The sequence below is a fragment of the Denitratimonas organivorans genome, from assembly GCF_037478135.1.
Lineage (GTDB): Bacteria > Pseudomonadota > Gammaproteobacteria > Xanthomonadales > Xanthomonadaceae > Denitratimonas.
Genome location: NZ_JBBHDV010000012.1, coordinates 36075 through 61845 on the forward strand (window position 1 = coordinate 36075; position 25771 = coordinate 61845).

The 25771-nt window shown below is 66.4% G+C and carries 22 protein-coding genes and 1 pseudogene; 16 read left to right on the forward strand and 7 right to left on the reverse strand.

Annotation, left to right across the window (positions count from 1 at the left end):
* Positions 1–12: 12 nt before the first annotated feature.
* Positions 13–759, reverse strand: coding sequence for a CAP domain-containing protein (locus WDB66_RS12070; RefSeq protein WP_339398842.1), 747 nt, complete (start codon positions 757–759; stop codon positions 13–15).
* 162 nt (positions 760–921) lie between these two features.
* Between WDB66_RS12070 and WDB66_RS12075 the strand changes: the two genes are divergently transcribed.
* The 4 genes and pseudogenes from WDB66_RS12075 to WDB66_RS12090 all read left to right on the forward strand — a co-directional run bounded on the left by WDB66_RS12075 (position 922) and on the right by WDB66_RS12090 (position 6377).
* Positions 922–1928, forward strand: a protein-coding gene (locus WDB66_RS12075; RefSeq protein ID WP_489670859.1) for an IS5 family transposase whose coding sequence is annotated in 2 segments (ribosomal slippage) — positions 922–1867 and positions 1867–1928 — 1008 coding nt in all. Because the reading frame shifts where the segments join, the coding sequence is not laid out codon by codon here.
* Positions 1929–2109: 181 nt separating this feature from the next.
* Positions 2110–2523: pseudogene (locus WDB66_RS12080) on the forward strand (transposase); the annotation flags it as partial.
* 160 nt (positions 2524–2683) lie between these two features.
* Positions 2684–3886, forward strand: coding sequence for a M24 family metallopeptidase (locus tag WDB66_RS12085; RefSeq protein ID WP_339398844.1), 1203 nt, complete (start codon positions 2684–2686; stop codon positions 3884–3886).
* A gap of 136 nt (positions 3887–4022) precedes the next feature.
* On the forward strand, positions 4023–6377 hold the full coding sequence (locus WDB66_RS12090; RefSeq protein WP_339398913.1) for a DPP IV N-terminal domain-containing protein: 2355 nt from the start codon (positions 4023–4025) through the stop codon (positions 6375–6377).
* Between the two features lie 156 nt (positions 6378–6533).
* On the opposite strand, the gene WDB66_RS12095 is transcribed toward WDB66_RS12090, so the two are convergent.
* Positions 6534–8099 (reverse strand): TonB family protein, encoded by a 1566-nt coding sequence (locus WDB66_RS12095; RefSeq protein ID WP_339398845.1) that lies wholly within the window; start codon positions 8097–8099, stop codon positions 6534–6536.
* Entirely contained in the window at positions 8089–8457 is a 369-nt protein-coding gene (locus tag WDB66_RS12100) for a BlaI/MecI/CopY family transcriptional regulator (RefSeq protein ID WP_339398846.1), read from the reverse strand. Before WDB66_RS12100 ends, WDB66_RS12095 begins: the two co-directional genes overlap by 11 nt.
* A gap of 177 nt (positions 8458–8634) precedes the next feature.
* On the opposite strand from WDB66_RS12100, the gene WDB66_RS12105 reads away from it, so the two are divergent.
* The 5 genes from WDB66_RS12105 to WDB66_RS12125 all read left to right on the forward strand — a co-directional run bounded on the left by WDB66_RS12105 (position 8635) and on the right by WDB66_RS12125 (position 15385).
* Positions 8635–9651, forward strand: a complete 1017-nt coding sequence (locus WDB66_RS12105; RefSeq protein ID WP_339398847.1) for a 3-oxoacyl-ACP synthase III — start codon at positions 8635–8637, stop codon at positions 9649–9651.
* Positions 9652–9691: 40 nt separating this feature from the next.
* The gene (locus tag WDB66_RS12110; RefSeq protein ID WP_339398848.1) at positions 9692–10231 is read left to right on the forward strand and encodes a UPF0149 family protein; all 540 of its coding nucleotides are present in this window, start codon (positions 9692–9694) and stop codon (positions 10229–10231) included.
* 36 nt (positions 10232–10267) lie between these two features.
* Positions 10268–11590, forward strand: coding sequence for a Xaa-Pro aminopeptidase (gene pepP / locus WDB66_RS12115; protein ID WP_339398849.1), 1323 nt, complete (start codon positions 10268–10270; stop codon positions 11588–11590).
* 166 nt (positions 11591–11756) lie between these two features.
* Positions 11757–12044: a YcgL domain-containing protein gene (locus WDB66_RS12120; RefSeq protein WP_339398850.1), complete on the forward strand. Its 288-nt coding sequence runs from the start codon at positions 11757–11759 to the stop codon at positions 12042–12044.
* The gene (locus tag WDB66_RS12125) at positions 12041–15385 is read left to right on the forward strand and encodes an ankyrin repeat domain-containing protein (protein ID WP_339398851.1); all 3345 of its coding nucleotides are present in this window, start codon (positions 12041–12043) and stop codon (positions 15383–15385) included. Before WDB66_RS12120 ends, WDB66_RS12125 begins: the two co-directional genes overlap by 4 nt.
* Positions 15386–15404: 19 nt before the next feature.
* Here the strand turns inward: WDB66_RS12125 and glnK are convergent, their stop codons facing one another.
* Entirely contained in the window at positions 15405–15743 is a 339-nt protein-coding gene (gene glnK, locus WDB66_RS12130) for a P-II family nitrogen regulator (RefSeq protein ID WP_339398852.1), read from the reverse strand.
* 116 nt (positions 15744–15859) lie between these two features.
* On the opposite strand from glnK, the gene ubiK reads away from it, so the two are divergent.
* Both ubiK and WDB66_RS12140 read left to right on the forward strand, forming a co-directional pair.
* On the forward strand, positions 15860–16105 hold the full coding sequence (gene ubiK / locus WDB66_RS12135) for a ubiquinone biosynthesis accessory factor UbiK (protein WP_339398854.1): 246 nt from the start codon (positions 15860–15862) through the stop codon (positions 16103–16105).
* Between the two features lie 88 nt (positions 16106–16193).
* Positions 16194–17717, forward strand: coding sequence for a YifB family Mg chelatase-like AAA ATPase (locus WDB66_RS12140; RefSeq protein ID WP_339398855.1), 1524 nt, complete (start codon positions 16194–16196; stop codon positions 17715–17717).
* Positions 17718–17790: 73 nt separating this feature from the next.
* Here the strand turns inward: WDB66_RS12140 and WDB66_RS12145 are convergent, their stop codons facing one another.
* From WDB66_RS12145 to aceK, 3 genes are all read right to left on the reverse strand, one after another.
* Complete coding sequence (locus WDB66_RS12145; protein ID WP_339398856.1) at positions 17791–18087, reverse strand: hypothetical protein; 297 nt, start codon at positions 18085–18087, stop codon at positions 17791–17793.
* Positions 18088–18258: 171 nt separating this feature from the next.
* Complete coding sequence (locus tag WDB66_RS12150) at positions 18259–19152, reverse strand: class I SAM-dependent methyltransferase (protein ID WP_339398857.1); 894 nt, start codon at positions 19150–19152, stop codon at positions 18259–18261.
* Positions 19153–19202: 50 nt separating this feature from the next.
* Positions 19203–20948, reverse strand: coding sequence for a bifunctional isocitrate dehydrogenase kinase/phosphatase (gene aceK / locus WDB66_RS12155; protein ID WP_339398858.1), 1746 nt, complete (start codon positions 20946–20948; stop codon positions 19203–19205).
* 126 nt (positions 20949–21074) lie between these two features.
* On the opposite strand from aceK, the gene gspF reads away from it, so the two are divergent.
* The 5 genes from gspF to ung all read left to right on the forward strand — a co-directional run bounded on the left by gspF (position 21075) and on the right by ung (position 25671).
* Positions 21075–22286, forward strand: a complete 1212-nt coding sequence (gspF, locus tag WDB66_RS12160; RefSeq protein ID WP_339398859.1) for a type II secretion system inner membrane protein GspF — start codon at positions 21075–21077, stop codon at positions 22284–22286.
* Between the two features lie 124 nt (positions 22287–22410).
* Positions 22411–23094 (forward strand): cell division ATP-binding protein FtsE, encoded by a 684-nt coding sequence (gene ftsE, locus WDB66_RS12165; RefSeq protein WP_339398860.1) that lies wholly within the window; start codon positions 22411–22413, stop codon positions 23092–23094.
* Entirely contained in the window at positions 23091–24083 is a 993-nt protein-coding gene (gene ftsX, locus WDB66_RS12170; RefSeq protein ID WP_339398861.1) for a permease-like cell division protein FtsX, read from the forward strand. The genes ftsE and ftsX overlap by 4 nt, the downstream gene beginning before the upstream one ends.
* Positions 24080–24943 carry a response regulator gene (locus WDB66_RS12175; protein WP_339398862.1) on the forward strand — a complete coding sequence of 288 codons (864 nt, stop codon included), beginning with the start codon at positions 24080–24082 and terminating at the stop codon, positions 24941–24943. The genes ftsX and WDB66_RS12175 overlap by 4 nt, the downstream gene beginning before the upstream one ends.
* On the forward strand, positions 24937–25671 hold the full coding sequence (gene ung / locus WDB66_RS12180) for a uracil-DNA glycosylase (protein WP_489670862.1): 735 nt from the start codon (positions 24937–24939) through the stop codon (positions 25669–25671). The genes WDB66_RS12175 and ung overlap by 7 nt, the downstream gene beginning before the upstream one ends.
* The last annotated feature ends 100 nt before the right edge of the window (positions 25672–25771 follow it).

Consider the following 25771-nt stretch of genomic DNA (forward strand, 5'->3'; position numbering starts at 1 on the left):
TGTACACTGACGTCAGGGCAACAGCTCGAAACCATTCAAGAATATCGGGTCACCCGACGGTACCGAAGAGCAAAGGCCGTCATTGCAAAATGGGTGGGACGTCGGACAGGCCGAACACGCCTCTCCAATGGTGAAAGGCGACTGGCCCACGTGGTTACCGCCGGGCGAGTAGTTGCACACGGTGCCAACGGCAGGTGTATAGCCGCAGCCGACCTTGTATGTGCTCGACCAAAGCACCTGGGTATAGTGGCCAGTACTGCCGGAACAACCCCCGTCTCCATGATAGTTTTGCCGTTCGGAACAGTCGTTACCGCCCCAAGCCATCGGCCAGATGAAATCAACCCACGCGCGGGTTGCGCCGCCGGCAACACCATATTGCGGATGGCCGCTGTAATGACTTTCACCGACGTAGCCGGATCCACCGCAAGCAAAGTAATCGGCATCTCTGTTCGAGTTGTGCCCGGGAATTCCGCCGGGGTATGAATCGAGGTAGCCCTGGGCCACGCATTCGAGCTTCATGTCGTACTCGATCTCCCGCATGGCTGTCGCTGTGACGGTAGAAACAACATCGGGCCCGCCGGGTCCGATCGCGTCGCGACGAAGACGATTGTGCTCGGAGACAATGAAATCACGGGTTTCATCCGTCATTTGTGCTCGCGCATCACTTGGCATCATCACTGAAAACAGCGGTGATAACAGAAAAATCATTAGCAGAATACGCATCTCAACAACCCCCGGGTAAATGCAGATCACATCCATCAAAACAGCCGAACCCCGACACCCGTGCGAGTTGTCAGTCAGGCCTGCAGAAGTCCAGCTTAAACCCCGAATGTCGCAAGCTCCAGCACTTTAGGGAAGGTCTGAACAAGTCTCCAGCCCTTGCCCCCCACCACCTCCAGCCCGATGGGCGACAATGACCGCATGAACCAGCTTACTTTTGGCGATGCCGAATACCTCGGCAAGCGCAAGCGCACACGGCGGGAAGTGTTTCTCGCGGAAATGGAACGGGTCATCCCTTGGGATGCGCTGCTGGCGCTGATTGAGCCGGTGTACCCCAAGGCCGGTCGTGGCCGAAAGCCCTATCCGCTGGCGACGATGCTGCGCGTCCACCTGATGCAGAACTGGTTCGGCCTGAGCGATCCGGGGATGGAGGAGGCGCTGTATGAAATCGTGCCGCTGCGCCAGTTCGCGGGGCTGGCGATGACCGACGCGCTGCCGGATGAAACCACGATTCTCAACTTCCGCCGCCTGCTGGAAACCCACGACCTTGCCGCGCAGATGTTCGCTGCGGTGAATGCCCACCTGCACGCACGCGGCCTGACCCTTCAGAAGAGCACGATCGTGGATGCCACGATCATCCACGCGCCCAGCTCGACCAAGAACCGCGAAGGCAAGCGCGACCCGGAGATGCACCAGACGAAGAAGGGCAATCAGTGGTACTTCGGCATGAAGGCGCACATTGGCGTAGACGCAGATTCCGGCATGGTGCACACGGTGACGACTACGGCCGCGAACGTGGCCGATGTGACCCAGGCCGAGCATCTTCTGCATGGCAAGGAAACGCACTTGCACGGCGACGCGGGCTTCACGGGTGTGGAGAAGCGGATCAAGCGGAAATTGAAATATTCGATTGCCGAAAAGCGCGGCAAGCAAAAGCAGCTGCCGGAAGGGATCGCGCAAGGTGCCTGGCGCGAACTGGAACGGCGCAAGGCGCAGGTTCGGGCGAAAGTGGAACACCCGTTCCGGGTGATCAAGCGGCAGTTTGGCTATGTGAAAGTGCGTTTCAAGGGACTGGCGAAGAACCACGGCCAAGTGCTGACCTTGTTCGCGCTGTCGAACCTGTGGATGGCGCGGCGGAAACTGCTGTATCTGCAGGGAAGTTGCGCCTGATGGGCGCACACCGGGCGAAAGAACGCCCGGGAACATGAAAAACGGTCGATATTTGGTCAAGGGTTGACCAATATCGCGAAAGGCCGCTTCAACCATGATCCGAAGAGGACATGGACGCGGAGCGGAGGGGCTTGTTCAGACCTTCCTTAGGGAAGGTCTGAACAAGTCTCCAGCCCTTGCCCCCCACCACTTCCAGCCCGGATGGGCGACAATGACCACATGAACCAGCTTACTTTTGGCGATGCCGAGTACCTTGGCAAGCGCAAGCGTACACGACGCGAGATTTTCCTCGAGGAAATGGAACAGGTCATCCCGTGGGAGGCGTTGCTGGCACTGATCGAGCCGGTGTACCCCAAGGCCGGTCGCGGTCGCAGGCCGTATCCACTGGCGACGATGCTGCGCGTTCACCTGATGCAGAACTGGTTCGGTCTGAGCGATCCGGGGATGGAGGAAGCGCTGTACGAGATCGTGCCGCTGCGCCAGTTCGCGCGGCTGCCGATGACCGGCGCCATGCCGGATGAAACCACGACCCTCAACTTCCGCCGCCTGCTGGAAACACACGACTTGGCCGCACAGATGTTCGCCGCAGTGAATGCGCACCTGCACGCACGCGGCCTGACGTTTCAGAAGGGTGCGGCAAGCAAGCCGGGGAAGAGGTTTCGTGCATATTTTCCCGCCATCACTGTGCAATTCCTCTAGCCATGCAACGCATCGGCGGCGAGGATGGCGGGTGGTGCTGCGCGGGCAGTGGCGGCGGCGTCAGGTTTTTCCTTAGGGCACGGCAGGCGAAGCGATGAATACACAGATTGGTCACCTCACTCCCGAACAGGCGCGGACGCGGCTTGTGCCTTGGACGAATCGCGCGGCGCCGATTGCGGCCGATGAGTATCTGCAACGGCTGGAACACGCGCGTCGCTTGATGCACGGGCTGGGTGTGGATGCGTTGCTGGTCAGTGCTGGTGCGTCGCTGCGGTATTTCGCCGGGGTGCCGTGGGGTGCGAGCGAGCGGCTGGTGGCGTTGTTGCTGACGGCCAGCGGCGAGCCGGTGTTGATCGCGCCGGTATTCGAGGAAGGTTCGCTCGATGCGGTGCTGACCATTCCGGTGCAAAAGCGCCTGTGGGAAGAACACGAGAATCCGCACGCGCTGGTGGCGCAGGTCATGGCCGATCGCGGCGCGGGCACGCTGGCGCTGGACCCGGACGCGGCGTTCCGCATCCATACCGGGCTTGCTGCGCAGCTGGGTGCGGCGGCCATTGTTGATGCCGCGCCGGTGATCGAGGGTTGCCGCCGCTGCAAATCGCCGGCCGAGCTGGCGCTGATGCAGCAGGCCTGCGACATGACATTGGAAGTGCATCGGCTGGCGGCCGGCATCACGCGCGAAGGCATCGGCACTGATGAGCTGGTGCGCTTCATCGACGAGGCGCATCGCGCGCTCGGTGCCGATGGCGGTTCCACCTTCTGCATCGTGCAGTTCGGGCAGGCCACTGCGTTTCCGCACGGCGTGCCCGGTGTGCAGCATCTGCGCGAAGGCGAGCTGGTGTTGATCGATACCGGTTGCAGCGTGCAGGGCTACAACTCGGATGTGACGCGTACCTGGATCTGGGGCGAGCCGGACGCTGAGCAGCGCCGCATCTGGGATCTGGAACGCGCTGCGCAGCAGGCGGCGTTCGATGCGGTGCGTCCCGGCATCGCCTGTGAAGATATCGACGCAGCCGCGCGCCGGGTGCTGGAAGCGGCCGGTCTTGGCCCGGATTATCGGCTGCCCGGACTACCGCACCGCACCGGCCACGGCTGTGGATTGTCGATCCACGAAGCGCCGTATCTGGTGCGCGGCAACACCCTGCCGCTGGCGCCAGGCATGTGTTGCAGCAACGAGCCGATGATCGGGCTGCCGGGCAAATTCGGGGTGCGGCTGGAGGATCACTTCCACGTCACCGAAGATGGCGCGCAGTGGTTCACGCCGCTGTCGGTGGCGATCGACCAGCCGTTTGCATGAAGTCGGCACGTGGCGAGGGACACGCGGCTTGATGCGGCAGCTTCTCAGCGCGGTGCGTGATGCGATGATCCCGGTGGTGGTGACGCCGCGCCGGGGTGGCAGCGCCGCTCCAACGATGGGTCTGGAACCGATGGATATGGAAAGAAGGGAAGAAGTGGCCGTCGGCCGGTTGCGATTCGGCGCGGTTCTTTTGGCGTGTCTGCTGATGTGCGTCGGCACCGTCGCGGCGGCCGCGCCTGACACGCCGGCTTCGCCTGGCGCGGGGCCGGATGCGGCGGATTACGCGCGTTCGCTCGGCCTGCGCGAAAACTGGATGTATCTGACCGAAGGCGTTCCCGGTGCGGTGACGTGGGTGGATGCGCAGCGTTTCGTCTACCGGCGCAGCGTGCGCGGCGGCTTCGAGTTCGTCGAACGGCGTGTAGGCGAGGAGGGCGCACGGCCCGCGTTCGACCATGCCGCGCTCGCGCGGGCGCTGGGGCAGGCGCGCGGTGAAACGATTGCCCCGCTGCGCTTGCCGTTCGCCGGTTTCCAGTCGGTGGATGAGGGCCGCATGATCGAATTCCAGCTGGACGATGGCCGCTGGCGCTGCACCTTGGCACCTGTGTCCTGCGAAAAATCTGTCGCCGCAACGCGCGGCCAGCCCCGCGCCTGGGGTGTAGTGCGGGATTTGACGGTGCTGGCCGATGGCACGCCGAAACTCTCGCCGGACGGGCGTTATGAGGCCTTCGTCGAAAACCACAATCTGATGCTGCGCCAGCGAGACAGCGGTGAAGTGCGCACGTTGAGCGATGACGGCAGCGCACGCGATTTCCACGATCCGCAATCGCTGGTGTGGTCGCCGGATTCGCGCCGGGTGGCGATCTACCGGGTGAAACCGGGCAGCCAGCGCAAGGTTTTCCGGGTGGAAAGTGCGCCCGCCGGCCAGCTCCACACGCACCTGCAAAGCCAGCTGTATCCCAAGCCCGGCGATGCGGTGGATATCGAAACGCCGGTGCTGTTCGACATCGAAAACGGCAGCCGGATCGAGGTGGATAACGCGCTGTTCCCGCTGCCGTACCAGCTCTCGCCGCTGTACTTCCGTGCCGATGGCGCGACACTGGCGTTTCGCTATGTGGAGCGCAGCCGCAAGCGCGTGCGGCTGATCGAAATCGACGCGGAAAGCGGCAAGACCCGCAGCGTCATCGAGGAAACCGCCGATACCTTCGTCAACGACTGGTGGCACCGCAGCTTCTTCCACGATGTGGGCAGGCGCGGTGAAGAAATCCTGTGGATGAGCGAGCGCGACGGCTGGAACCATCTGTACCTGTTCGACGGAAAAACCGGCCAGCCGCGCCAGCTCACGCGTGGCGAATGGGTGGTGCGGCAGGTGTTGCGGGTGGACGAGGAGCGGCGCGAAGTGTGGTTCGCCGCCAGCGGCCGCGAGCCGGGCGATCCGTATCTGCAGCATGTCTACCGCGTGGATTTCGATGGCGAAAACCTGCTGCATCTGACCCCGGACCACGGCTGGCACGAGGTCGTACTGTCGCCGGATGGGCTGCACTACACCGATACCTGGTCGCGCATCGACCAGCCCGATGTAATGCAGCTGCGCGATGCGCGCGATGGGCGCCTGCTCGCCACGCTGGAACAGGCTGATGTCTCGGCGTTGACGGCAGCCGGCTATCGCCCGCCGGAGGCGTTCGTCGCACCGGGGCGTGATGGCGTCACGCCGATCCACGGCATCATCGTGCGCCCCGCCGATTACGACCCGGCGCGGCGTTACCGCGTGATCGAAAACATCTACGCCGGCCCGCACGATGCCTTCGTTCCCAAGACCTGGTGGCCGTTCGGCTATCACAGCGGTGGCGACAAGCCCATCGGCATGCAGGCGCTGGCCGATCTGGGTTTCATCGTGGTGCAGATCGACGGCATGGGCACGATGCACCGCTCCAAGGCCTTCCACGATGTGGCCTGGAAGAACCTCGGCGATGCCGGTTTTCCGGACCGTATCGCCTGGCACCGGGCGCTGGCCGCGCGCGATTCTTCTTATGACATCGAAGGCGGCATCGGCATCTACGGCGCCTCGGCTGGCGGCCAGAATGCGTTGTCGGCGCTGCTGTTCCACGGCGATGTCTACAGCGTCGCGGTCGGCATGAACGGCTGCTACGACAACCGCATGGACAAGCTCAGCTGGAACGAGCAGTGGATGGGCTGGCCGGTGGATGAAAGCTACGCGCGCGCCTCCGGCGTGGACAACGCGCACCGGCTGCAAGGGCAGTTGCTGATGATCCTGGGCGAACAGGACGCCAACGTGGATCCGGCCTCCACCTACCAGGTGGCCGACGCACTGATCCGCGCCGGCAAGGATTTCGACCTGCTCGTGGTGCCCGGCGGCGGCCACGCCGTGGGCCGTTCGGAAGAACCGATCGATTATGTGCACCGGCGCATGTTCGACTTCTTCGTACGGCATTTGATGGGCGCCAAAACGCCGGATTGGAACAAACCGCAGTGACGCAGCCCGGGTCAGGCGTAGCCGCACCCGGGGTCAGCGTTATCGGGAAGGTCACAGCCAGAATCAGCGTTATCGGGAAAGCCACTCCCGGGTGCGGCTACGCCTGACCCGGGCTACCTGGTGCGTGGGTTGCCGGCTCAACTGTGGGCGGACATCTCAACTGCCGCTGGTTGCCGGGCTTTCCGGCGGGTTTCCGAACTGTGCCACTTCGCAGGATTCCTCCGAGGCGCCATCTGGAGCGAAGCAGATCGGCACCCGTACCCAGCTTTCGATCGGTTTGCCATCGCGGATCGCGGGGCGGAAGCGCCAATCCTGCACCGCTGACACCGCCGCTGCATCGAACACGCCGGCAGGCTCGGAGGCTTCGACCTCGATATCCGCTGCGCGGCCCAGCTCATCGACCTTGACCTTGAGCAGGATGCGGCCGCCCTGGTCCTGCGCTGCGGCCTGTGCCGGGTAGGCTGGTGCGGGCGTGTCCACCTGACGGATGTCGCTGTCGGGCGGCACCGATACCGCGATACGCAACGACAACTCCTCACCGCCTGTCGTGGTCAGCTGCACGGTATGGCCGGCATTGAGCGCGTCGAGCAACGTGCTGTCCACTTCGAGCGTGCCGTCCACTTCGATATCGGCCCGGGTCAGCTGCCCGGTGTCGCCGTCGTAGACGAATTCGCCGCGCCACCCGCCACCGTCGGTGTTGTTGCCGATGCCGATGGAAAACGGTTTGCCGGCGGTGACAACCAGTTCCGGTGTGGATACCGAATCTCCCAGCGCTACTTCCATATTGACCAGGTACAGCGTTGGCGCGGTGCTGGCCGCAGGTTGCGCCGGTTGGCCGGCCCAGACGGCAAACGAGCCGCCACAAGCCAGAGTGAGTGCGAGGACCAGGCCGCTGTGGCGGCGCAGGCGCGAGGGTTGGACGTTCTTCAGGAGCATGATGCGTTCCTTCAAGGGATGGCTGGACTGCCACAGGCAACCGGCCGGCAGTCCAGGGACGGCCAGTTGCGCATCGAGGAGCGTGGCGGCATAGCGCCGGCGCGAATCGGGGTATTGCCGCAGCACGTCGGCATCGCTGGCCAGTTCGTGGTCGTGGCGCAGGCGCGGCACCGCGACATGCAGCAGCGGATTGAACCAGTGGATACAGCGCAAAACGCTGGCGATGGCCTGTGCGATCACATCGCCACGACGCGCATGGCTGCGTTCATGGCTCAGGATCAAGATCTGTTGTTGCGGGGTGAAGCGCTGGTGGAAATCGGCCGGCAGCACGATGCGCGGGCGCAGCAGGCCGATCACCGCCGGACCGGCATCGGCATGTGCGGCGATGAAAACACCCGGCGACAACGGCGTCAGCGGACCAAGGCTGCGCAGGAAACGGCGTTGCAGCAGGCACAGGTGAAGCGTCATCGCCAGCGCACCGGCCAACCAGATCGCGAGCAGCCACGGCTGCCACGACCAGTTCTGCACGAGTGCCGGCATGGCTTCCGTGACGACCGCACCGGGCATCGTTTCCAGCGGCACTGTGATCCAGTTGGCGGTGTGGGAAGTGCGTGGCGCCGGCAGCAGCACCGCCAGTTGCGCCAGCGGCACCAGTGCCCACAGCAGCGGCACGCAGCCGGCACCGAATGCGGAACGGATCGGCCGGCGCAGTGCCAGCACCAGCAGCAGCGCCAAGGTGATGGCGATGCTGCTGTCGCGCAGCAGGGCGAGAAGTTCAGCGCTCATCGTCGATGTCCTCGATCAGGCGGCGCAATTCGGCGATGTCATCGGCATCGAGTTGCCCGTGGCGCGAGAAATGCGCCACCAGCGGCGCGATGCGGCCATCGAACAGGCGTTCGACCAGGCTGCGGCTTTCTTCCAGCACATAGGCTTCGCGCGCCAGCAGCGGCTGGTAGCGATAACGGCGGCCTTCGGCGTCGGCGGCCAGCGCGCCCTTTTTCAACAGCCGGTTGAGCAGGGTCTTGACGGTGGCGTCCTGCCAGTCGCTGACGCCGCTCAGCGATTGCATCACTTCGTCGGCGGTGCTGGGGCCGCGTTCCCAGAGCACCTGCATCACCCGGCTTTCGGCTTCGCTGATCTGCATGTCGTGTTTACGTGTGTAATCGATGATTCAATGTTTACGCCTGTAAACGATGCCTGTCAAGCCTGCCGGAACCGTGCGCTGTGCCGCTGTGGCCCAATCCGTCACGGGGTTTGGGTTGCGCCCTCGGGCGTATGCCTGTAGCGTTCTGCGGCTGTTTTCCTCATTTTCGGCAGGCTCATGCTGTTCCAGAACGTTTCCATCGCCAGCCTCGCGCACATCGATGCGCCGCGCACGCTCAGTTCTGTGGAAATCAACGAGCGGCTGCGCCCGACGCTGGACCGTCTGGGCATCCGCGCCGATGTGCTGGGTGATATCGCCGGCATCCATTCGCGCCGCTTCTGGGAAGACGGCACCGAGTCTTCCGATGCCGCCACGCTCGCGGCCGAGAAGGCGCTGGCCGAACTGGATGTCCCGCGCGAGAAGATCGGCCTGCTGATCAACACCTCGGTCAGCCGCGACTATCTGGAGCCGTCCACCGCCAGTATCGTCTGCGGCAACCTCGGCCTGTCCGACCAGTGCCAGAATTTCGACGTGGCCAACGCCTGTCTGGCCTTTCTCAACGGCATGGACATCGCCAGCCGCATGATCGAGCGCGGCGAGATCGAATACGCGCTGGTGGTCGATGGCGAAACCGCCAATCTGGCCTACGAAAAGACCATGGAGCGCCTGCTCGCCCCGGATGTCACCGACGAGCAGTTCCGCCAGGAGCTGGCCACGCTGACGCTGGGCTGCGGTGCCGTGGCGATGGTGCTGTCGCGCCGTGATCTGGCGCCGGACGCACCGCAGTACAAGGGCGGCATTTCGCGCGCGGCCACCGAGTGGAACACGCTGTGCCGCGGCAATCTGGACCGCATGGTCACCGACACCCGCATGCTGATGATCGAAGGCATGAAGCTGGCCGCCAAGACCTTCCAGGCGGCGCGCCAGGCGCTGGGCTGGGCGGTCGATGAACTGGACGAATTCGTGATCCACCAGGTCAGCCAGGTGCACACCAACACCTTGATCAAGACCATCGGCATCGATCCGAAGAAGGTCTTCACGATCTTCGCCGAGCACGGCAACATCGGTCCGGCCTCGGTGCCGATCGTGCTGTCCAAGCTCAAGGAAATGGGTCGCCTGAAGAAGGGCAGCCGCATCGCGCTGCTGGGTATCGGCTCAGGCCTGAACTGTTCGATGGCCGAAGTGGTGTGGTGAACCGGTTGCACACCGGGCGGCGATATCGGAGAGCGTTCTGATGCCCAACAGGGAACTGCCCGGATTCGATCAGGTGGATGCCGCGCTGGTGCGCCAGCGCCTGGGTGTCGATGCACCTGAACTGCATGGCCTGATGAGCGGCTATCTGGCCGCCGGTGGTGCGCTCAACGAGGATGGCTGGCTGGCGCAACTGCATGTGGATGCGGATGCCGGCGGCCCGATCGAGCCGATCCTCCAGACTCTGTTGCAGGTCACGCGTTTCGCGCTGGAAGACCCGGATCTGGGTTTCGAGCTGCTGTTGCCCGATGACGAAGCGGCGCTGGCCGAGCGCATCGACCATCTGTTTCTGTGGTGTCAGGGCTTCGTTGCCGGTTTCGCGCTGGTGCCGGTCGCGCCATCGCTGGACGAGGACGCGCGTGAAGCGCTGGAAGACATCAGCCGCATCGCAGCGTTCCGGGTCAGCGATGAGGATCAGGACGAACAGGCATTCATGGAAATCGCCGAATTCGTGCGTGTCGCGGTGCTGCTGATCCACGGCGACACCCGCCCGCCGCGCGATGGGAACACCCGCCTGCACTGATCCCGTTCCCGCCTGCCGATCCTTCTGAACACCGCCATGCCGATCACCGGAATCACCGTTGCCGAGTTCACCCGCCGTCGTCGCCAGCTGATGCGCATGGCCGGCCCGGACGCGATCCTGATCCTGCCGGCTGCTGCGGAAAAGGTGCGCAGCAACGACAGCCATTACCCATACCGTCAGGACAGTGATTTCTGGTATCTGACCGGGTTCAACGAACCGGAAGCCGTGCTGGTGCTGGTGCCCGGCCGCGCCGCCGGAGAAACCCTGTTGTTCTGCCGTGAACGCAATCCCGAGCGCGAAACCTGGGATGGCGCCCGGCTCGGGCCGGAAGGCGCGGTCGAAACCCTGGGCATGGACGATGCCTATCCCTGGGCCGACATGGATGAAATCCTGCCGCGCCTGATCGAAGGCCGGAACCGGGTCTATTACCACTTCGGCCGCGATACCGATTTCGATCTGACCCTGATCGGCTGGGTCAAGCGGGTGCGCTCGCAGGTCAAGCAGGGCGCGCAGCCGCCGCACGAATTCCAGGAACTCGGGCACCTGCTGCACGACTTGCGCCTGTTCAAGAGCGCTGCCGAGCGCCGCCTGATGAAGGAAGCTGCGCGCATCGCGGCGCAGGCGCACGTGGATGCGATGAAGGCCGCGCGCCCGGGCATGTACGAATACGAGATCGAGGCCGAACTGCTGTACCGCTTCCGCCGTCACGGCGCGGTGCCCTCGTACACCCCGATCGTCGGCGCCGGCGCCAATGGCTGCGTGCTGCACTACGTCAGCAACGACGCGAAGATGGAAGACGGCGACCTGCTGCTGATCGACGCCGGCGCCGAAGTGCACGGCTACGCCTCGGACATCACCCGCACCTTCCCGGTCAACGGCCGCTTCAGCCCGGCCCAGCGCGCGCTGTACGACGTGGTGCTGGAAGCTCAGGCGGCGGCGATTTCGGTGGTGGCGCCGGGTGTGTCATGGATCGCCACGCACGAGGCCGCGGTCGAGGTGCTGACCGAGGGCATGCTGCGCCTGGGCCTGCTCAAGGGCACGCTGAAGCAATGCCTGAAGGATCAGGCCTATCTGCGCTTCTACATGCACAAGACCGGCCACTGGCTCGGGCTGGATGTGCACGATGTCGGCGATTACCGCATTGATGGGGAATACCGCCTGCTGGAGCCGGACATGGTATTCACGATCGAACCGGGCATCTACATCCCGCCCGACGCGCCGGGTGTGGCAGCCAAATGGCGCGGCCAGGGCATCCGCATCGAAGACGATGTGATCGTGACGCGCCAGGGCGTGCAGATCATCACCGGCGATGTCCCGCGCGATGCCGATGAGATCCAGGAACTGATGGCGCAAGCCTGAGCGCCTGCGACGAGGCCGCCGCTTCCGGCACCGGGCGACAATCGGCTTGTGTTGCCGGCATGCCTGTAACTTTTCGATGCGCCGTGCCCTGTGCAGTGCCGGGCTGCGGACATGCCTTCCGCCCGGATCGCGCAATCCGGATTTCACCGTGGGCGGATCGACCGCTATGCTGCCCGCTGCCATTCGTCTGACTGTCGTGCCTGTTCCCATGCGTTGCTACGTCTACAAGAGCCGCACCCGGCCGGATACCTATGTCTATCTCGCGCAGAAGGACGGTTTCGAGGCGATGCCCGAGCCGTTGCGGCAACGCTTGGGCGTGCTGGAGGCGGCGCTGGAATTCGATCTGCTGCCGGGCCGGAAGCTGGCGCGCGCGGATGCGGACAGCGTGATCCGTGCACTGCGCGAGAGCGGCTGTTATCTGCAACTGCCGCCTTCCCCGTTCGAGCCGGAATGAACCCGATGCCGTCGCTGCCGCCTGATCCAGCGGATGCTCCGGGCCTGCTGCGGCGCATCGTGGCCTTTTTCCCGGCGATCGCAGTGGCGTTGCTAGCCTTGGCGCCGTGGCATCCGGCCTTTGCCGTCGCGTTGCTGCCGGCGTTCGCGCTGTACCTGATGGCGGCCGCCACCGGTTCGCGCCCGGAACCGGTGCTGGCGGGCTGGTTGCGGCCGCTGCACGGCGGCGCCTGGCTGGCACTGGCACTGATCCTGGCGTTGGCGGCCTGGTTGTACTGGCCGGCCCAGCGCCTGCTGGAGGGGGGTGGGCTGGGTGCGGTACTGATGGGCAGTGCCGGCATCGGTATCGGGCTGGTGCTGGTGTTCCGTTTCGCCGCGTTGCCGGCGTTGCTGGCCGAAGCCGACGAACAGACCGGTCTGGCGCGCCTGCGTCCGCTCGCGCCGCTGCTGCTTACCGGCGCCCATGGCTGGCTCTGCGCGATCTGGATCATGGCGCTGGCATTGGCGACGCTGGCACTGCTCTGGCCAGCGCTGTGGCCGCAGACGGGCATGCGCAGCGTGGCGCTGCTGGCGTACGCGCTGCTGTTGGCGCCGGTACTGGCATGGCTGGCGCTGGCGGCTTCGCGTCGCCATTTGGCGCAGGCCCGCGCCAAGGTCGAACAGGATCTGGCCCTGCAGGTCGCGGCGCAGACGCCGCTGACCTCCTATGCCCCCGGCCCCAGCGTCGACGCCGCGCTGTATACCGCCGCGCGTGCCGGCCGGGTCGACGAGGCGCTGGCGCTGTTGGACATGGGCGCCGATCCTTGGGCGTTGCCGGCAGCCGACGCACGCGACCAGCGCAGCCTGCCGATGCTGGCCGCGGTGCTGTCCGATCTTCGCCTGCTGCGCGCGCTGATCGCCGCCGGGGTCGATCTGAATCTGGTCCAGGGTGGTCTGACACCGCTGCTGGCCGCCGTGCGCGACAGCTACCACGGCCGCCCGGATGCGGTGCTGATGCTGCTGGCCAATGGCGCCGATCCGCGCCCGGCCGATGCGGAAGGGCAGACCGCGCTGCATGCTGCCGCGCGTGCCGCCGATCCGGCGATTGCCGCCTTGTTGCTGGATGCCGGCGCACCGCTGGATGCGCTCGATGCGCAGGGCGTCAGCCCGCTTGGCATCGCGGTCGGGCACGGCAATGTGGAGGTCGCCCGTTACCTGCTCGAACGCCGCGCCGGCACCGAGCCGCGCGGTGGCGAACCGGCCTTGTTGCTGGCGGCCGCGCGTGAGGACGATGAGCCGGCGATGCTGCATCTGCTGCTGCGCCACAAGGCTCGCCTCGATGCACGCGGCCGGCTCGGACGCACCGCGCTGCATGCCGCTTGCCTGAACGCCAATCTGCGCATCGTCGAAGCCCTGCTGGATGCCGGCGCCAATCCCGATCTGGCCGACGAACAAGGCGTCACTCCGTTGCTGGAAGCGGTGCGCGCCGGTGCCAGCGCCTGCGTCGAACGGCTGGCCGCTGCCGGTGTCGCACCCGATACCCGTGATGCCCATGGCCGCAATGCGCTGGCGATCGCCTGCCAGGCCGCCAGCTGCGATACGGCTACGGTCAAGGCGCTGCTGGCCTTGGGCGTGGACCCGCAGCAACCCGCAGCCGATGGCCGCCGCGCCATCGACCACGCAGTATCGGCCGGACGCTGGGCGCATGTCGCGCTACTGGATCCGGGTTACGTGCTGCCGGCCTGTCTGGCCGAGAACGACGAGGAACTGCAGGACGCGCCACCGCTGATGCGCCTGCGCCTGGCACTGGACCGGGAAAGTTACGCCACCGCCCGCGAGCTGCTTCCGTATGCACTCGGCACTGTGGCCGAACGTGTCGCCTTCTATCTGGATCAGGCACCGGGGCTGGAACGTGGCGCCGCCCAGGTGCTGGCTGATGCGCTCGACCCGCACGCCTGCGATGAAGACGGCCAGGCGCTGGTCTGGCAGGTGCTGGCCCTGGGGCCGGGCGCCGGGCCGGCACTGGTGGCACTGCTGGAAAAGGGAGCGGCACCGGTCGGTCATGGCAGCTTGGCGCGCTATTTGAATGCAGCACTGCTGGATGCCGAATTGCGCCCGGATGCCGAAACGCTGGCGCTGGAATTGCTCGCCCGTGGCGCCGACCCTTTCGGCGCTGGTGCCGATGGCGCCGCGCCGCTGTTGCAGGCCTTGCGGCTGGATTGGCGTCGCTTGCTCGATGCGCTGCTGGCCTGCGGCGTCGATCCGGAAACCCGCGATGCGCATGGCGTCACCGCGCTGCTGCTGGCCTGCCAGCTCGACAACGAACACGCGGTGCGGCGTCTGGTGGTGCACGGCGCGCAACCCTCGGCCCGCACCCCGGACGGCCAGACCGCGCATGGTCTGGCGCTGGCGCTGGGCCGCCCGCATCTGGCGCGCTGGATGGACTGGTCGCACTGGCGGCTGCCGCGTCGCGCGCTGCGCGATACCGATCTGGTCGCGGCCGCACAACGCGGCGATGCGGACGCGGTTGAGCGTCTGCTCGATCTTGGCCTGTCATTGAACGCCACCGATCCGCAGGGCTGCACCGCCTTGCTACGCGCCTGTGGCGGCGGTCATGTGGAACTGGTGCGGCGCCTGCTGGCACGCGGTGCCGATGCTGGCGTCGCGGCCAATTCCGGCGCCACCTGCCTGAGCGTTGCGCTGACCGCGCGCCAGCGCGAAGTGGTCTGGGCCTTGCTGGAAAACCGGGTGCAGGTCGACCAGCGCCTGCCCGGCGACATCACCCCACTGATGATCGCGGCCGCGCTGGGTCAGCACGAAGCCATCGGCGCCCTGCTGACACACGGCGCCGACGCGCGCGCCAGCGACAGCCATGGCGGCACCGTGCTGCACGCGCTGGCGCAGTTCGGATTCGGTACCCGGGATGCGGAATCCGTCGTGGCGGCCTGGGAATCCCTGCTGGCCGCCTATGCCGATGTCAACGCCATCAATGCGGTGCATGAAACCCCGCTACTGCTGCTGCTGGGTGCCAGTTTTGAACCGGGCACCGCTTGCCGTGAGGACGTGATCCTGGCGCAACTGGATGTGCTGCTGTCGCACGGCGTGGACCTGCGTGCGCGCGAACGGCGTGGCTTCGGCGCCCTGCACCTGGCTGCGCTGCATGGCCTGGGCCGCGTGGTGCGGCGTCTGCTGGCGGCCGGTGCCGATCCGGATCAGCGCGATGTGCTGAACCGGCGCCCGGCCGAAATCGCGCTGATGCGCGGCTACATCGACATCGCCGGCGAATTCGCGCCAAGCGCGCCAGCGCCGTCGATTGCCCGCTTCCTGCGCGAGCCGCGCGACAGCGACGACCCGCGTTACTGAGCTGCCGGCGGTTGCCGGATCAGAGTGCGTCCGCGTCCAGCTCGCCGGTGCGGATGCGGATCACCTGTTCCAACGGTGATACGAAGATCTTGCCGTCGCCGATCTTGCCGCTGTTGGCCGAACGCTGGATTGCATCGACCACGCGTTCCAGCTGGTCCTCGGTCACCGCCACCTCGATCTTCACCTTGGGCAGGAAATCGACCACGTACTCGGCCCCGCGATACAGCTCGGTGTGGCCCTTCTGGCGACCGAAACCCTTGACCTCGGTCACCGTCACGCCGTTCACACCGACATCCGACAGAGCCTCGCGCACATCGTCGAGCTTGAACGGCTTGATGATCGCCATCACCATTTTCATGTTGTGTCCCCGTCTGGGCCGGTTAGGAATTTTCCCAGACGATTTTAGTACGTCCTCCGACTGCGGCAATGCCGCGCGCGTGGCAGGATGATCCTGACCGCCAAGGAATCTTCGCAATGGTGAACCTGCAACTGATCGACGACCTGGCCCGCCGCCTCGGCGCGCTGCTGCCGCCGGGCCTGTCCGAGGCCCGTTCCGACCTGGAACAGAACTTCCGCGCCGCGCTGCAGGCCGGGCTGCAACGCCTGGATCTGGTGACGCGCGAGGAATTTGAAGTGCAACGCGCGGTGCTGCTGCGCACCCGCGAAAAGCTCGACGCGCTCGAACGCCAGCTGGCCGAACAGCAGGTTCCACCGGGCTGACCGCCCGCCGCGAATCCTTTCCTTTTTCCTGTTGCCATACGTGGGCCGCTCCGGCCCGCGACGGGCGACGCTTGCCCGGAGTTCCGCGATGTCGCTTGCCCTTGTCCATTGCCGCGCCCAGGCCGGCGTCCAGGCGCCGGAAGTGCGCGTGGAAGTGCATATCGCCGGTGGTCTGCCGGCGGTGTCGATCGTCGGCTTGCCGGATGCCGCGGTGCGCGAAAGCCGCGACCGGGTGCGCGCCGCGCTGCAATGCGCGCAGCTGGAACTGCCGCAGCGCCGCATCACGATCAACCTGGCACCGGCCGACGTGCCCAAGGACGGCAGCCGCTTCGACCTGCCGATCGCGCTCGGCATCCTGGCGGCCTCCGGGCAGTTGCCGCGCGAGGCGCTGCGCGATGTGGAGTTCTACGGCGAACTGGCCTTGACCGGCGAACTGCGTCCAATCGAAGGCGCGTTGCCGGCGGTACTGGCGGCCGCGCGCGCCGGGCGCGACATCATCCTGCCGGCCGCCAATCGCGAAGAAGCCTCGCTGGTCGGACACCCGGGCAGCCGGTTCGCACGCACCCTGCTGGAAGTCTGCGCCCTGCTGCAGAGCGGGCGCGAACTGCCCGGCCCGGCGTCGTTCAAAGACATCGGCGCCAAGCCGGAGACGGACAGCCATGCGCCGGATCTGGCCGAAGTGCGTGGTCAGCCGCTCGCGCGACGGGCGCTGGAAGTGGCCGCGGCCGGCGCCCACAACCTGTTGATGGTCGGCCCGCCGGGCAGTGGCAAATCCATGCTCGCGATGCGCCTGCCGACGCTGCTGCCGCTCAACGACGAAGCCCAGGCGCTGGAATGTGCTGCGATCGCTTCGCTTTGCGGCCAGCCGCTGGATCTTTCACGCTGGCGCCGTCCCGGATTCCGCGCGCCGCACCACACCGCGACGGCGGTGGCGCTGACCGGCGGTGGGGGTGCCGCGTCGCTGCGCCCGGGCGAAATCAGCCTGGCGCATCACGGTGTGTTGTTCCTGGACGAATTACCCGAATGGGAGCGGCGCACGCTGGAGGTGCTGCGCGAGCCGCTGGAATCGGGCCGTATCGTGATTTCGCGGGCCGCGCGTCAGGCCGAATTCCCGGCCCGCTTCCAGTTGGTCGCGGCGATGAATCCCTGTCCCTGCGGCTGGGCCGGTGATCCGTCCGGCCGCTGCAATTGCAGCCGCGAACAGATCGCGCGCTATCGCGGACGCATCTCCGGCCCACTGCTGGATCGCATCGATATCCAGATCGAAGTGCCGCGCGTGGCCGCCGCCGAACTGCGACCGGACGGCACTCCCGGCGAATCGAGTGCCACTGTGCGCACCCGTGTGCAGGCCGCGCGCCAGCGTCAGCAACAGCGCGCCGGCGTGCCCAATGCCGCGTTGCCGCAGGCCCTGACCGAACGCGACTGCCTGCTCGCAGCGCGCGACCGGCAACTGCTGGAACGCGCCATCGACCAGCTGCATCTTTCGGCCCGCGCCAGCCAGCGCATCCTGCGCGTGGCCCGCACCATCGCCGACCTGGCCGGCGCCGAGAACATCGGCAGCGCCCATCTGGCCGAAGCGATCGGCTACCGCAGGCTGGATGGTGGTGGCTGATATTCGCGCCTGGCCCTGGTTCACCGACGGTGCGCGAAGCCGGCAATGGCAAAGCCCGCGCTGGAGGCGTTGCTCAGCTCCCAAGCAGCATCAGAACGCCCCCAACCATCATGCTCGCCCCGAACAGGACCAGCCACGGTGCTATCCGCGATGTTGGATGACCCGACCCAGCCAGCCATCCAATGCGCCTCAACACGCCTTCTGCCGCACACCCTGAGCCAAACAACAGCAGCAGCCCTCCGACGAAGCCGGATCCTTCAAGCCAACCTCCGAAATACCCAAGGAACAGCAGGGCGCCCGATATCGCCAGCACGGCATTCACGATCATGACCCGGGAAGGTATGGATCGTCTGGTCTGGAAGGCCTGCATTGCCACGACTCCTGGGCTGGCAAAAGTGTGATGTGCCGGTCTTGCGGATGCGGAGCTTCAGCGGGTTGATCGGCAGTGCGCATTCGCCCACCGCCGATCTGCAACCTTGCCACTCCGATCTCTGGCGCGGCTGGAACCTTCAGCTGCGGCTTCCGTCAGGATTTATCGACATCAGGGTTTGACGAACTTCAACGTCATCCTATCCGATTCACCGATGGTCAGGTACTTTTCCCGGTCCTCGTCGCCCAGCGCCAGGCTCGGCGGCAGGGTCCAGACGCCGCGCGGGTGGTCGGCGCTGTCGTTCGGGTTGGCGTTGATCTCGCTGCGTTCGGCCAGCTGGAAGCCGGCCGCGGTGGCAAGGTCGATGATCTGCTGTTCGGTGACGTAGCCGGACTTGCCGTCGGTGGGCGTGTCGCCCTTGGCGCGGTGGTCGGTGAAGCCGAGTACGCCGCCGGGCTTGAGCACGTCGAAGAAGGCGCTGAAGTAAGCCTCCGCCGTGCCGGCGCCGATCCAGTTGTGGGCGTTGCGGAAGGTCAACACCATGTCGGCGGATGCCGGCTCGCCGAAGGCTGGTGCCTGCGGGTTGAAGCGCAGCAGCGTCGGTTCGCCATAGACCTCCGGCGCGGCGGCGATCTTCTCGCTCAGGGTGGTGTTGAGGCGAGCGTAATACGCCGGCTGGTCGGGCAGGGTGTCATCCCAGATTGCGCCGATGTAGGTGCCGTGCGGGCGCAGGAACGGCGCCAGGATGTCGCTGTACCAGCCGCCGCCGGGAGTGATTTCGACCACCGTGGAATCAGGCTTCAGGCCGAAGAACAGCAGCGTCTCAACTGGGTTGCGGTAGCGGTCGCGGGCGCGGTCGGTGTCCTTGCGGTGCTCGCCGGCGGCCACGGTTTCAAGGCGCTGGCGCATCTCCTGGCTGGCATCAACCATGGCCGGCGCGGGTTCTGGCATCGGAGCCGGAGCCGGATCAGGCGCCGCTGTCGGCACGGGTGTTTCGGCCTGCGGCTGGCAGGCGGCCAGGCCAAGGGCGCAGGCCAGGGCGAGCAGGGAATGGGAAGGACGCATCGTGAGGTTCTCCTGGAAAAAACGGTGGTGTGGTGGGTCGAAAGGTCGCGTCATCGCGTTCCGCCAGCGGTGGCCGGCGTGCCGGTCCGCTGCAGCCGTGTGGCATCCGGATAGGGTGGCACATCGGCATGGCCGTCGTGGCGCAGGGATTCCTGCAGCGTGGTCCACCAGTCGATGTCGAAGATTTCGCCGTGTTCGGCCAGCAGCGCCTGCAACTGTTCCTGGTCCAGCCCGAGGAAGCGCGGGAACTGCTCGGGGAAGACATCGTTCGGATCGACGTAGTACCAGGCGCCGTGGCGCATTTCCTCGTCGTCGTTGCGCGCCTGCGGCAGTCGCTTGAAGCGGCAGTCGCGTACCAGGCACAGCTCGTCGTAGTCATAGAAGATGGCGCGGTGGTTGCGGGTGACGCCGAAGTTCTTCAGCAACAGATCGCCAGGGAAAATATCCGAACGCGCCAGGTCGCGGATCGCCTGACCGTAGTCGAGCACGGCACGCAGCGCATCCTCGCGCGGCACTTCCTTCAGATACAGGTTCAACGGCCGCAGCCGGCGCTCGATGTAGCAGTGCGCGATGACGATGTCTTCGCCCTCGGCATAGACGCTGGCGGTGCAGCCCTGCAACAGTTCATCCAGCAATTCGGGCGCGAACTGGTCGCGGGAAAAACGCAGGAACTTGAATTCCTGCGCGTCCACCAGCCGGCCGGCGCGGTCGTGGCGCGAGACGATGCGGTACTTCTCCATCACCTCCTCGCGCGCCATCTCCTTGGGCCAGGCGAAGCTGTCACGGATCAGCTTGAACACCAGCGGATACGAGGGCAGGGTGAACACCAGCATCACCATGCCGCGCTCGCCGTCGGCATGCACGAACTGCTCGTCCGGGCGCTGCGCCAGATGTCGGAAGAAGGCGCGATAGCGTTCGGTCTTGCCCTGCTTGGCGCGGCCCAGCACGGTGTAGAGCTCGTCCAGCGGCTTGTGCGGCAGCATCGCTCGCAGGAACACCACCGCATCACCCACGGTCGGCAGGTCGGCGAAGAAATAGCTGCGGGTGAAGCCGAACAGCTGCGCCAGATGATCGCGATCGGTCAGCAGCGCATCCACATACAGACCGTCTTCGCCATGCGCCAGCGCGATGGTGAACGGCGTGTGCCGGTATTCGCCCAGTGCGCGCCCGACCAGGAAGGCGCGCTGCTCACGGTAGAACACGGTTTCCAGCAGCTCCACCTGCACCAGCGGGTGTTCGCCCCAGTGCGCAAAGCGTGCGTGCACCGTGGCCGCCATCGCTTCGGCGCAGCGTTGTGGATCGGCGTAGGGAAGATCGAACTGGTAGCCGTCCAGCACGCGCCGGAACACGGCCGCCATATCGCCGTGCACGGCGTGGCTGTGGCGCGCGACCGGGTGGCTGATCTGGTCGGTCGGCTCGATGTCCAACGCCACGAATTCGATCGCCGGGTCGACGCCGCGGGTGCCGAAGAAGCGCCGCGTCAGGGTGTTGTAGAAGGTCTTGTAGAGCTCTTGGTCCAGCAGGCCGGCCACTTCCAGCGCGTAGGCGTCGCGGATCTTCGCCCACAACGGGCGGGTCTGGGCCTGGTCGCCGAGCACGTGTTCCAGCCAGCCCTGCATCTGCGCCACGCAGACGTCGTACAGCTCGATGCGTTCCACCAGATCGGCGCGCATGCCGGCCCAGTCGCGCTGCTGGAAGCGTGATTTCGCGCGCCGCGTGACCGCCGCGAAACGCGCGTGGTAATCCTCGAAACCGTTGCGGATGCGGGCCGCGACGCCATCGGCAAGTACCTGCATGGGGAAGTCCTGGTGGGGCGCGGGGCCATGCTACCGCAGCCCTCGCCGCGCGCCGGCGGGCACGCGGTGCGAATCCATCGCGATGTGGCCTGATCGCACGGCGGCGGAGCGGATAGACTGCGCGCCATGCCCGCTTTCGCCTACCACGCCCTCGATGCCGATGGCCGCACCCGCAAGGGTGTGCTGCAGGCCGATACCGCACGCGCCGCCCGCGCCAGCCTGCGCGAGCGCGGGCTCAATGCGCTGAAGATTTCGCCGCTGTCCGAATCCGGCGCGCCAGCCGGCGCCGGTGTCGATGCCGGGCAGGGGCTTTCCAGTGCGCAGCTGGCGCTGCTGACGCGGCAGCTTTCGGCGCTGATCGGTTCCGGCCTGCCGATCGACGAAGCCCTCGGCGCGCTGGCCGACGGCAGCGACGGGCGCCTGCGTTCACGCCTGGTATCGCTGCGCGCCCGGGTGATGGAAGGCGCCACGCTGGCCGCCGCGATGGCCGAATCGCCGGGCACGTTTCCGGTGCTGTATCGCGCCACCATCGCCGCCGGTGAAGCCTCCGGGCGGCTCGATACGGTGCTGGCACGGCTGGCCGATTACACCGAAAGCCGCGAGGCGCTGCGCAGCAAGGTGGTGCTGGCGCTGGCCTATCCGATCCTGCTGACCTGTGTGGCGTTGGCGGTCGTGGCGGGATTGATGGTCTGGGTGGTGCCGCAGGTGATCGGTGTGTTCGCGCAGGCGCAGCAGGCGCTGCCGTGGCCGACGCGGGTGCTGGTCGGAGCGTCCGAACTGATCCAGCAATTCGGTTTGTGGTTGCTGGTGCCGCCGGCCTTGCTGGTGGGCGCCGGCATCGCGGTGTTGCGGGTACCGGCATTGAGGGCAGGCTGGCATCGCTTGCTGTTGAGGCTGCCGGTCATCGGCCGCCTGGTGCGCGCCGCCGACACCGCACGTTTCGCCCGCACCCTGGCCTTGCTGGTGTCCAGTGCGGTGCCGCTGCTGGAAGCGTTGAACATCGCCTCGCAGGTGGTGGTCAACAGCCATCTGCGGCAGGCGTTGGGCAAGGTCGCGGTGCGGGTGCGCGAAGGACAGGGGCTGGCGCGCGCGCTGGAGGAAAGCGGGCAGTTCCCGCCGGTGGCGCTGCGCCTGATCGCCAGCGGCGAAAAAAGTGGGCGGCTGGACACGATGCTGTTCGATGCCGCCAACCACCAGGAGCGCGAGCTGGACACCGCGCTGGGCGTGGCCACCACGGTGCTGGGGCCGGGCGTGATCCTGCTGGTCGGCGCGCTGGTGCTGTTCATCGTGCTGGCGATCCTGCTGCCGATCTTTTCGCTCAACACGCTGGTGCGCTGAGCGTCAGCGAACTGCATGGCTGGTCGCGGACCGGCATCCGCCGCTCTTTCCCGCGCTGGCGCAATGGTCAAGCACAGGGTGCGGTGCTAACGTGCCGGGATCGTCGATCCCGTTGTACCAATGCATGTCCCAGCTTCGATTCGAGCATGTCAGCAAGCGCTATCCGGGTGGGCACGAGGCGCTGGTCGATGTCGGATTCTCGATGGAGGAGGGCGAGATGCTGTTCGTCACCGGCCACTCCGGCGCCGGCAAGAGCACGCTGCTGCGCCTGATCCATCTGAGCGAGCGCCCGACCCGGGGCGCGGTGTTCGTCGGCGGGCGCAATCTGGCCACGGTGCGGCGTCGCGGCCTGCCGCAGCATCGGCGTCAGGTCGGCGTGGTGTTCCAGGACCATCGCCTGTTGATGGACCGCAGCGTGTTCGACAACGTCGCGCTGCCGCTGGTGATCGCCGGCGTGGCGCGCGCCGAGATCGCCAAACGGGTGCGGGTGGTGCTGGACAAAGTCGGTCTGGGCGGGCGCGAACGTGCGCTGCCGATGGCGCTGTCCAGTGGCGAACAGCAGCGCGTGGGCATCGCGCGCGCAGTGGTGGCGCGGCCGCGCGTGCTGGTCGCCGACGAACCGACCGGCAATCTGGATCCGCAGCTGGCGGCCGAGATCATGGAGCTGTTCACCGAATTGCCGGCCCAGGGCACCTGCGTGCTGGTCGCCAGCCACGATCTGCATCAGGTTCGGCGGCTGAAGAAGCGCGTACTGGTGCTCGAACACGGCCGCCTGATCGATGATTTCCGCCCGGAGGCGGCGGCATGAGCGCGTCCGGCGCCCGTCCGGCGCGCAACACCCCGCGCCCGCGCGATGCCGGCCCTGGCCTGGGCGAACGCCTGCGCGCCTGGCGCGAGCTGCATCTTTACAGCCTGTTCTCCAGCATCGGGCGGATGATGCAGCGGCCCTGGGCCACGGTGCTGACCGCCGGCGTCATGGCAATCGCGCTGGTGCTGCCGCTGTGTCTGGTGATGCTGGTAGACAATCTGGAGCGGCTGTCGGGTGATTTCCGCCAATCGCGTGAAGTCAGCGTGTTCCTCGTGCCGCAGGCCGATGCCGGGGCGGTCGAAACGCTGGCGCAGCGCTTGCGCGACGATCCGCAGATCGAATCGGTGCTGGTGCGCAGCCCGGAGGAAGGCCTGGCCGAATTCCGCCAGATGACCGATTTCTCCGACGCGTTGGCGCTGTTGTCGGAAAACCCGCTGCCGGCAGTGCTGGTGGTGACGCCTGCGTCACAGCTTGAGCCTCTGGTGCTGGCGCAACGCCTGCGCGCGTTGCCCGAAGCCGACTTCGTCCAGCATGATGCGCAATGGCGCGCACGGCTCAACGCCTGGCTGGGCTTTGGCCGCCACCTGGCGCTGGTGGTCGCCGGCCTGCTGGGTGTTGGTGTGTTGCTGGTAGTGGGCAATACTGTGCGCCTTGATATCCAGGGCCGGGCCGAGGAGATACAGACGGTGCAACTGCTGGGGGCGACGGATGGTTTCGTGAGACGGCCATTCCTGTATCTGGGCGCATGGTATGGCCTGTTTGCGGCCATCCTGGCGTTGATCGTGGCCACACTGGTGCCGTTGGCGCTGCAACCGGCGGTGGCCGGGCTGGTGGAAAGCTACGGCGCCGGTTTCCGCCTGCGCGGGCTGGGCTGGGGCGTGGCTGGAATCACCCTGCTGGTATCGATTGCGCTGGGCTGGCTCGGCGCCTGGCTGGCGGCCGGTCACCATCTGCGCCAGACCACACCCGATGCGGAGGCCAAGGCATGAGTACCGGCGTCGGCGTCGCCCGCCATATCACCAGTGAAACCCCGCGCATTCTGGTCGTGGACGGCTCGCGCGTGGCGCGCAAGCTGATCGAACAGGTGCTGGTCAAGGACGTGCCCGGCGTCACCGTGATTTCCTGTGAAACCGGCGAGGAAGCCAAGACCGCGCTGCAGGAAGGCGTGGTCGATCTGGTCACCACCGCGCTGCGCCTGCCCGACATGGACGGCCTGGATCTGGCGCATTACATCCGCGAGCACGCGCCGCAGGCGTATATCCCGATCATCGTGGTGTCCGGCGATGCACAGGAGCGCCTGATCAACCGCAGCTTCGGCGACGACGTCACCGACTATTTCGACAAGGGTCTGGGCTTTTCCGCATTGTCGGCCTTCATCCAGGGCTATGTGCGGCCCGAGGCCGAGGCCGGCGGCGATGTGCTGTATGTGGAAGACAGCAAGGTGGTGGCGATGGCCACGCGCCGCATGATGGAAAAGCACGGCCTCAAGGTGACCCATGTGATCAGCGTGGAAGACGCGCTGGCGCATCTGGAAACCGCCCGCGCGCAGGGCCGCATTCCCGGCCCGGACGTGATCCTGACCGACGTCTATCTGAAGAGCGGCCTGACCGGCAAGGATCTGCTGGAATGCCTGCGCGGCCCCGAATACGGCTACGGCAAGGGCCAGCTGCCGATCCTGGTGATGACCGGTGACGACAATCCGGCCAACCAGAGCGCCCTGCTCAAGGCCGGCGCCAACGATCTGGTGCAAAAGCCGATCGAGGAGCGCCTGCTGATCACCAAGCTGATCTTCCAGCTGCGTGTCGGCCGCCTGATGCGCGAACGGATTGCCGCCGCTGCATCATCGTGAGCCAGGCCCCGGACCAGGACCGTATCCGGCTTGAGCCGGGCTGGAAATCCCGCCTGCTGGACGCCTTCGCCGCGCCTTCGATGCAGGCATTGCGGGAATTCCTGCTGCAGGAACGCGGCCGTGGCCGGACCCTCTTCCCGCCGGCGCGGCAGATCTTCGCGGCGCTGGATGCCACCCCGTTCGACCAGGTCAAGGTCGTCATCCTCGGGCAGGATCCGTACCACGGCCCGGGACAGGCGCACGGGCTGAGTTTTTCGGTGCCGCCTGGCGTGCCGCCGCCGCCTTCGCTGCAGAACATTTTTGCCGAGCTCGAACGCGACCTGCATATCCCGCGCCCGGACCATGGCTGCCTGTTGCCTTGGGCGCAGCGCGGCGTGCTGCTGCTGAACGCGGTGCTGACGGTGGAAAAGGCGCGCGCCGGCTCGCACCAGAAGCGCGGCTGGGAGGAGTTCACCGATCAGGTCATCGCGCGGCTGGCCGAAGATCGCGAAAATCTGGTGTTCCTGCTGTGGGGCAGCTACGCGCAGAAGAAGGGCCAGGTCATCGACGCCCGCCGCCACCGCGTGCTGCGCGCCCCGCACCCTTCGCCGCTGTCAGCGCATCGCGGCTTCATCGGCTGCGGTCACTTTTCCGCCGCCAACCGCTACCTGCAACAGCACGGCATCGCGCCGATCGACTGGCGCCTGCCGGCCAGGGCGGAACTGGACGCATCGCTGTCGGAAAGCTGAACGCAAACCCGCCCAAATCTGGCTTTTCCGCACAACGGCGCCATTTCAGACCCATTGGGGATGGTGGAACTTTGTGTCGGTTTAGCACTCTAACCCCCCG

Excerpts from the sequence above, each read along its gene's own strand:
- WDB66_RS12070 (WP_339398842.1), bottom strand. The coding sequence starts at position 759 with ATGGATGTGATCTGCATTTACCCGGGGGTTGTTGAGATGCGTATTCTG.
- WDB66_RS12140 (WP_339398855.1), top strand. The coding sequence starts at position 16,194 with ATGTCGCTTGCCCTTGTCCATTGCCGCGCCCAGGCCGGCGTCCAGGCG.
- glnK (WP_339398852.1), bottom strand. The coding sequence starts at position 15,743 with ATGAAAATGGTGATGGCGATCATCAAGCCGTTCAAGCTCGACGATGTG.
- ubiK (WP_339398854.1), top strand. The coding sequence starts at position 15,860 with ATGGTGAACCTGCAACTGATCGACGACCTGGCCCGCCGCCTCGGCGCG.
- aceK (WP_339398858.1), bottom strand. The coding sequence starts at position 20,948 with ATGCAGGTACTTGCCGATGGCGTCGCGGCCCGCATCCGCAACGGTTTC.
- WDB66_RS12145 (WP_339398856.1), bottom strand. The coding sequence starts at position 18,087 with ATGCAGGCCTTCCAGACCAGACGATCCATACCTTCCCGGGTCATGATC.
- pepP (WP_339398849.1), top strand. The coding sequence starts at position 10,268 with ATGCCGATCACCGGAATCACCGTTGCCGAGTTCACCCGCCGTCGTCGC.
- WDB66_RS12085 (WP_339398844.1), top strand. The coding sequence starts at position 2,684 with ATGAATACACAGATTGGTCACCTCACTCCCGAACAGGCGCGGACGCGG.
- gspF (WP_339398859.1), top strand. The coding sequence starts at position 21,075 with ATGCCCGCTTTCGCCTACCACGCCCTCGATGCCGATGGCCGCACCCGC.
- WDB66_RS12150 (WP_339398857.1), bottom strand. The coding sequence starts at position 19,152 with ATGCGTCCTTCCCATTCCCTGCTCGCCCTGGCCTGCGCCCTTGGCCTG.
- WDB66_RS12100 (WP_339398846.1), bottom strand. The coding sequence starts at position 8,457 with ATGCAGATCAGCGAAGCCGAAAGCCGGGTGATGCAGGTGCTCTGGGAA.
- ftsE (WP_339398860.1), top strand. The coding sequence starts at position 22,411 with ATGTCCCAGCTTCGATTCGAGCATGTCAGCAAGCGCTATCCGGGTGGG.
- WDB66_RS12105 (WP_339398847.1), top strand. The coding sequence starts at position 8,635 with ATGCTGTTCCAGAACGTTTCCATCGCCAGCCTCGCGCACATCGATGCG.
- WDB66_RS12175 (WP_339398862.1), top strand. The coding sequence starts at position 24,080 with ATGAGTACCGGCGTCGGCGTCGCCCGCCATATCACCAGTGAAACCCCG.
- WDB66_RS12090 (WP_339398913.1), top strand. The coding sequence starts at position 4,023 with ATGGAAAGAAGGGAAGAAGTGGCCGTCGGCCGGTTGCGATTCGGCGCG.
- WDB66_RS12095 (WP_339398845.1), bottom strand. The coding sequence starts at position 8,099 with ATGAGCGCTGAACTTCTCGCCCTGCTGCGCGACAGCAGCATCGCCATC.
- WDB66_RS12120 (WP_339398850.1), top strand. The coding sequence starts at position 11,757 with ATGCTGCCCGCTGCCATTCGTCTGACTGTCGTGCCTGTTCCCATGCGT.
- WDB66_RS12125 (WP_339398851.1), top strand. The coding sequence starts at position 12,041 with ATGAACCCGATGCCGTCGCTGCCGCCTGATCCAGCGGATGCTCCGGGC.
- ftsX (WP_339398861.1), top strand. The coding sequence starts at position 23,091 with ATGAGCGCGTCCGGCGCCCGTCCGGCGCGCAACACCCCGCGCCCGCGC.
- WDB66_RS12110 (WP_339398848.1), top strand. The coding sequence starts at position 9,692 with ATGCCCAACAGGGAACTGCCCGGATTCGATCAGGTGGATGCCGCGCTG.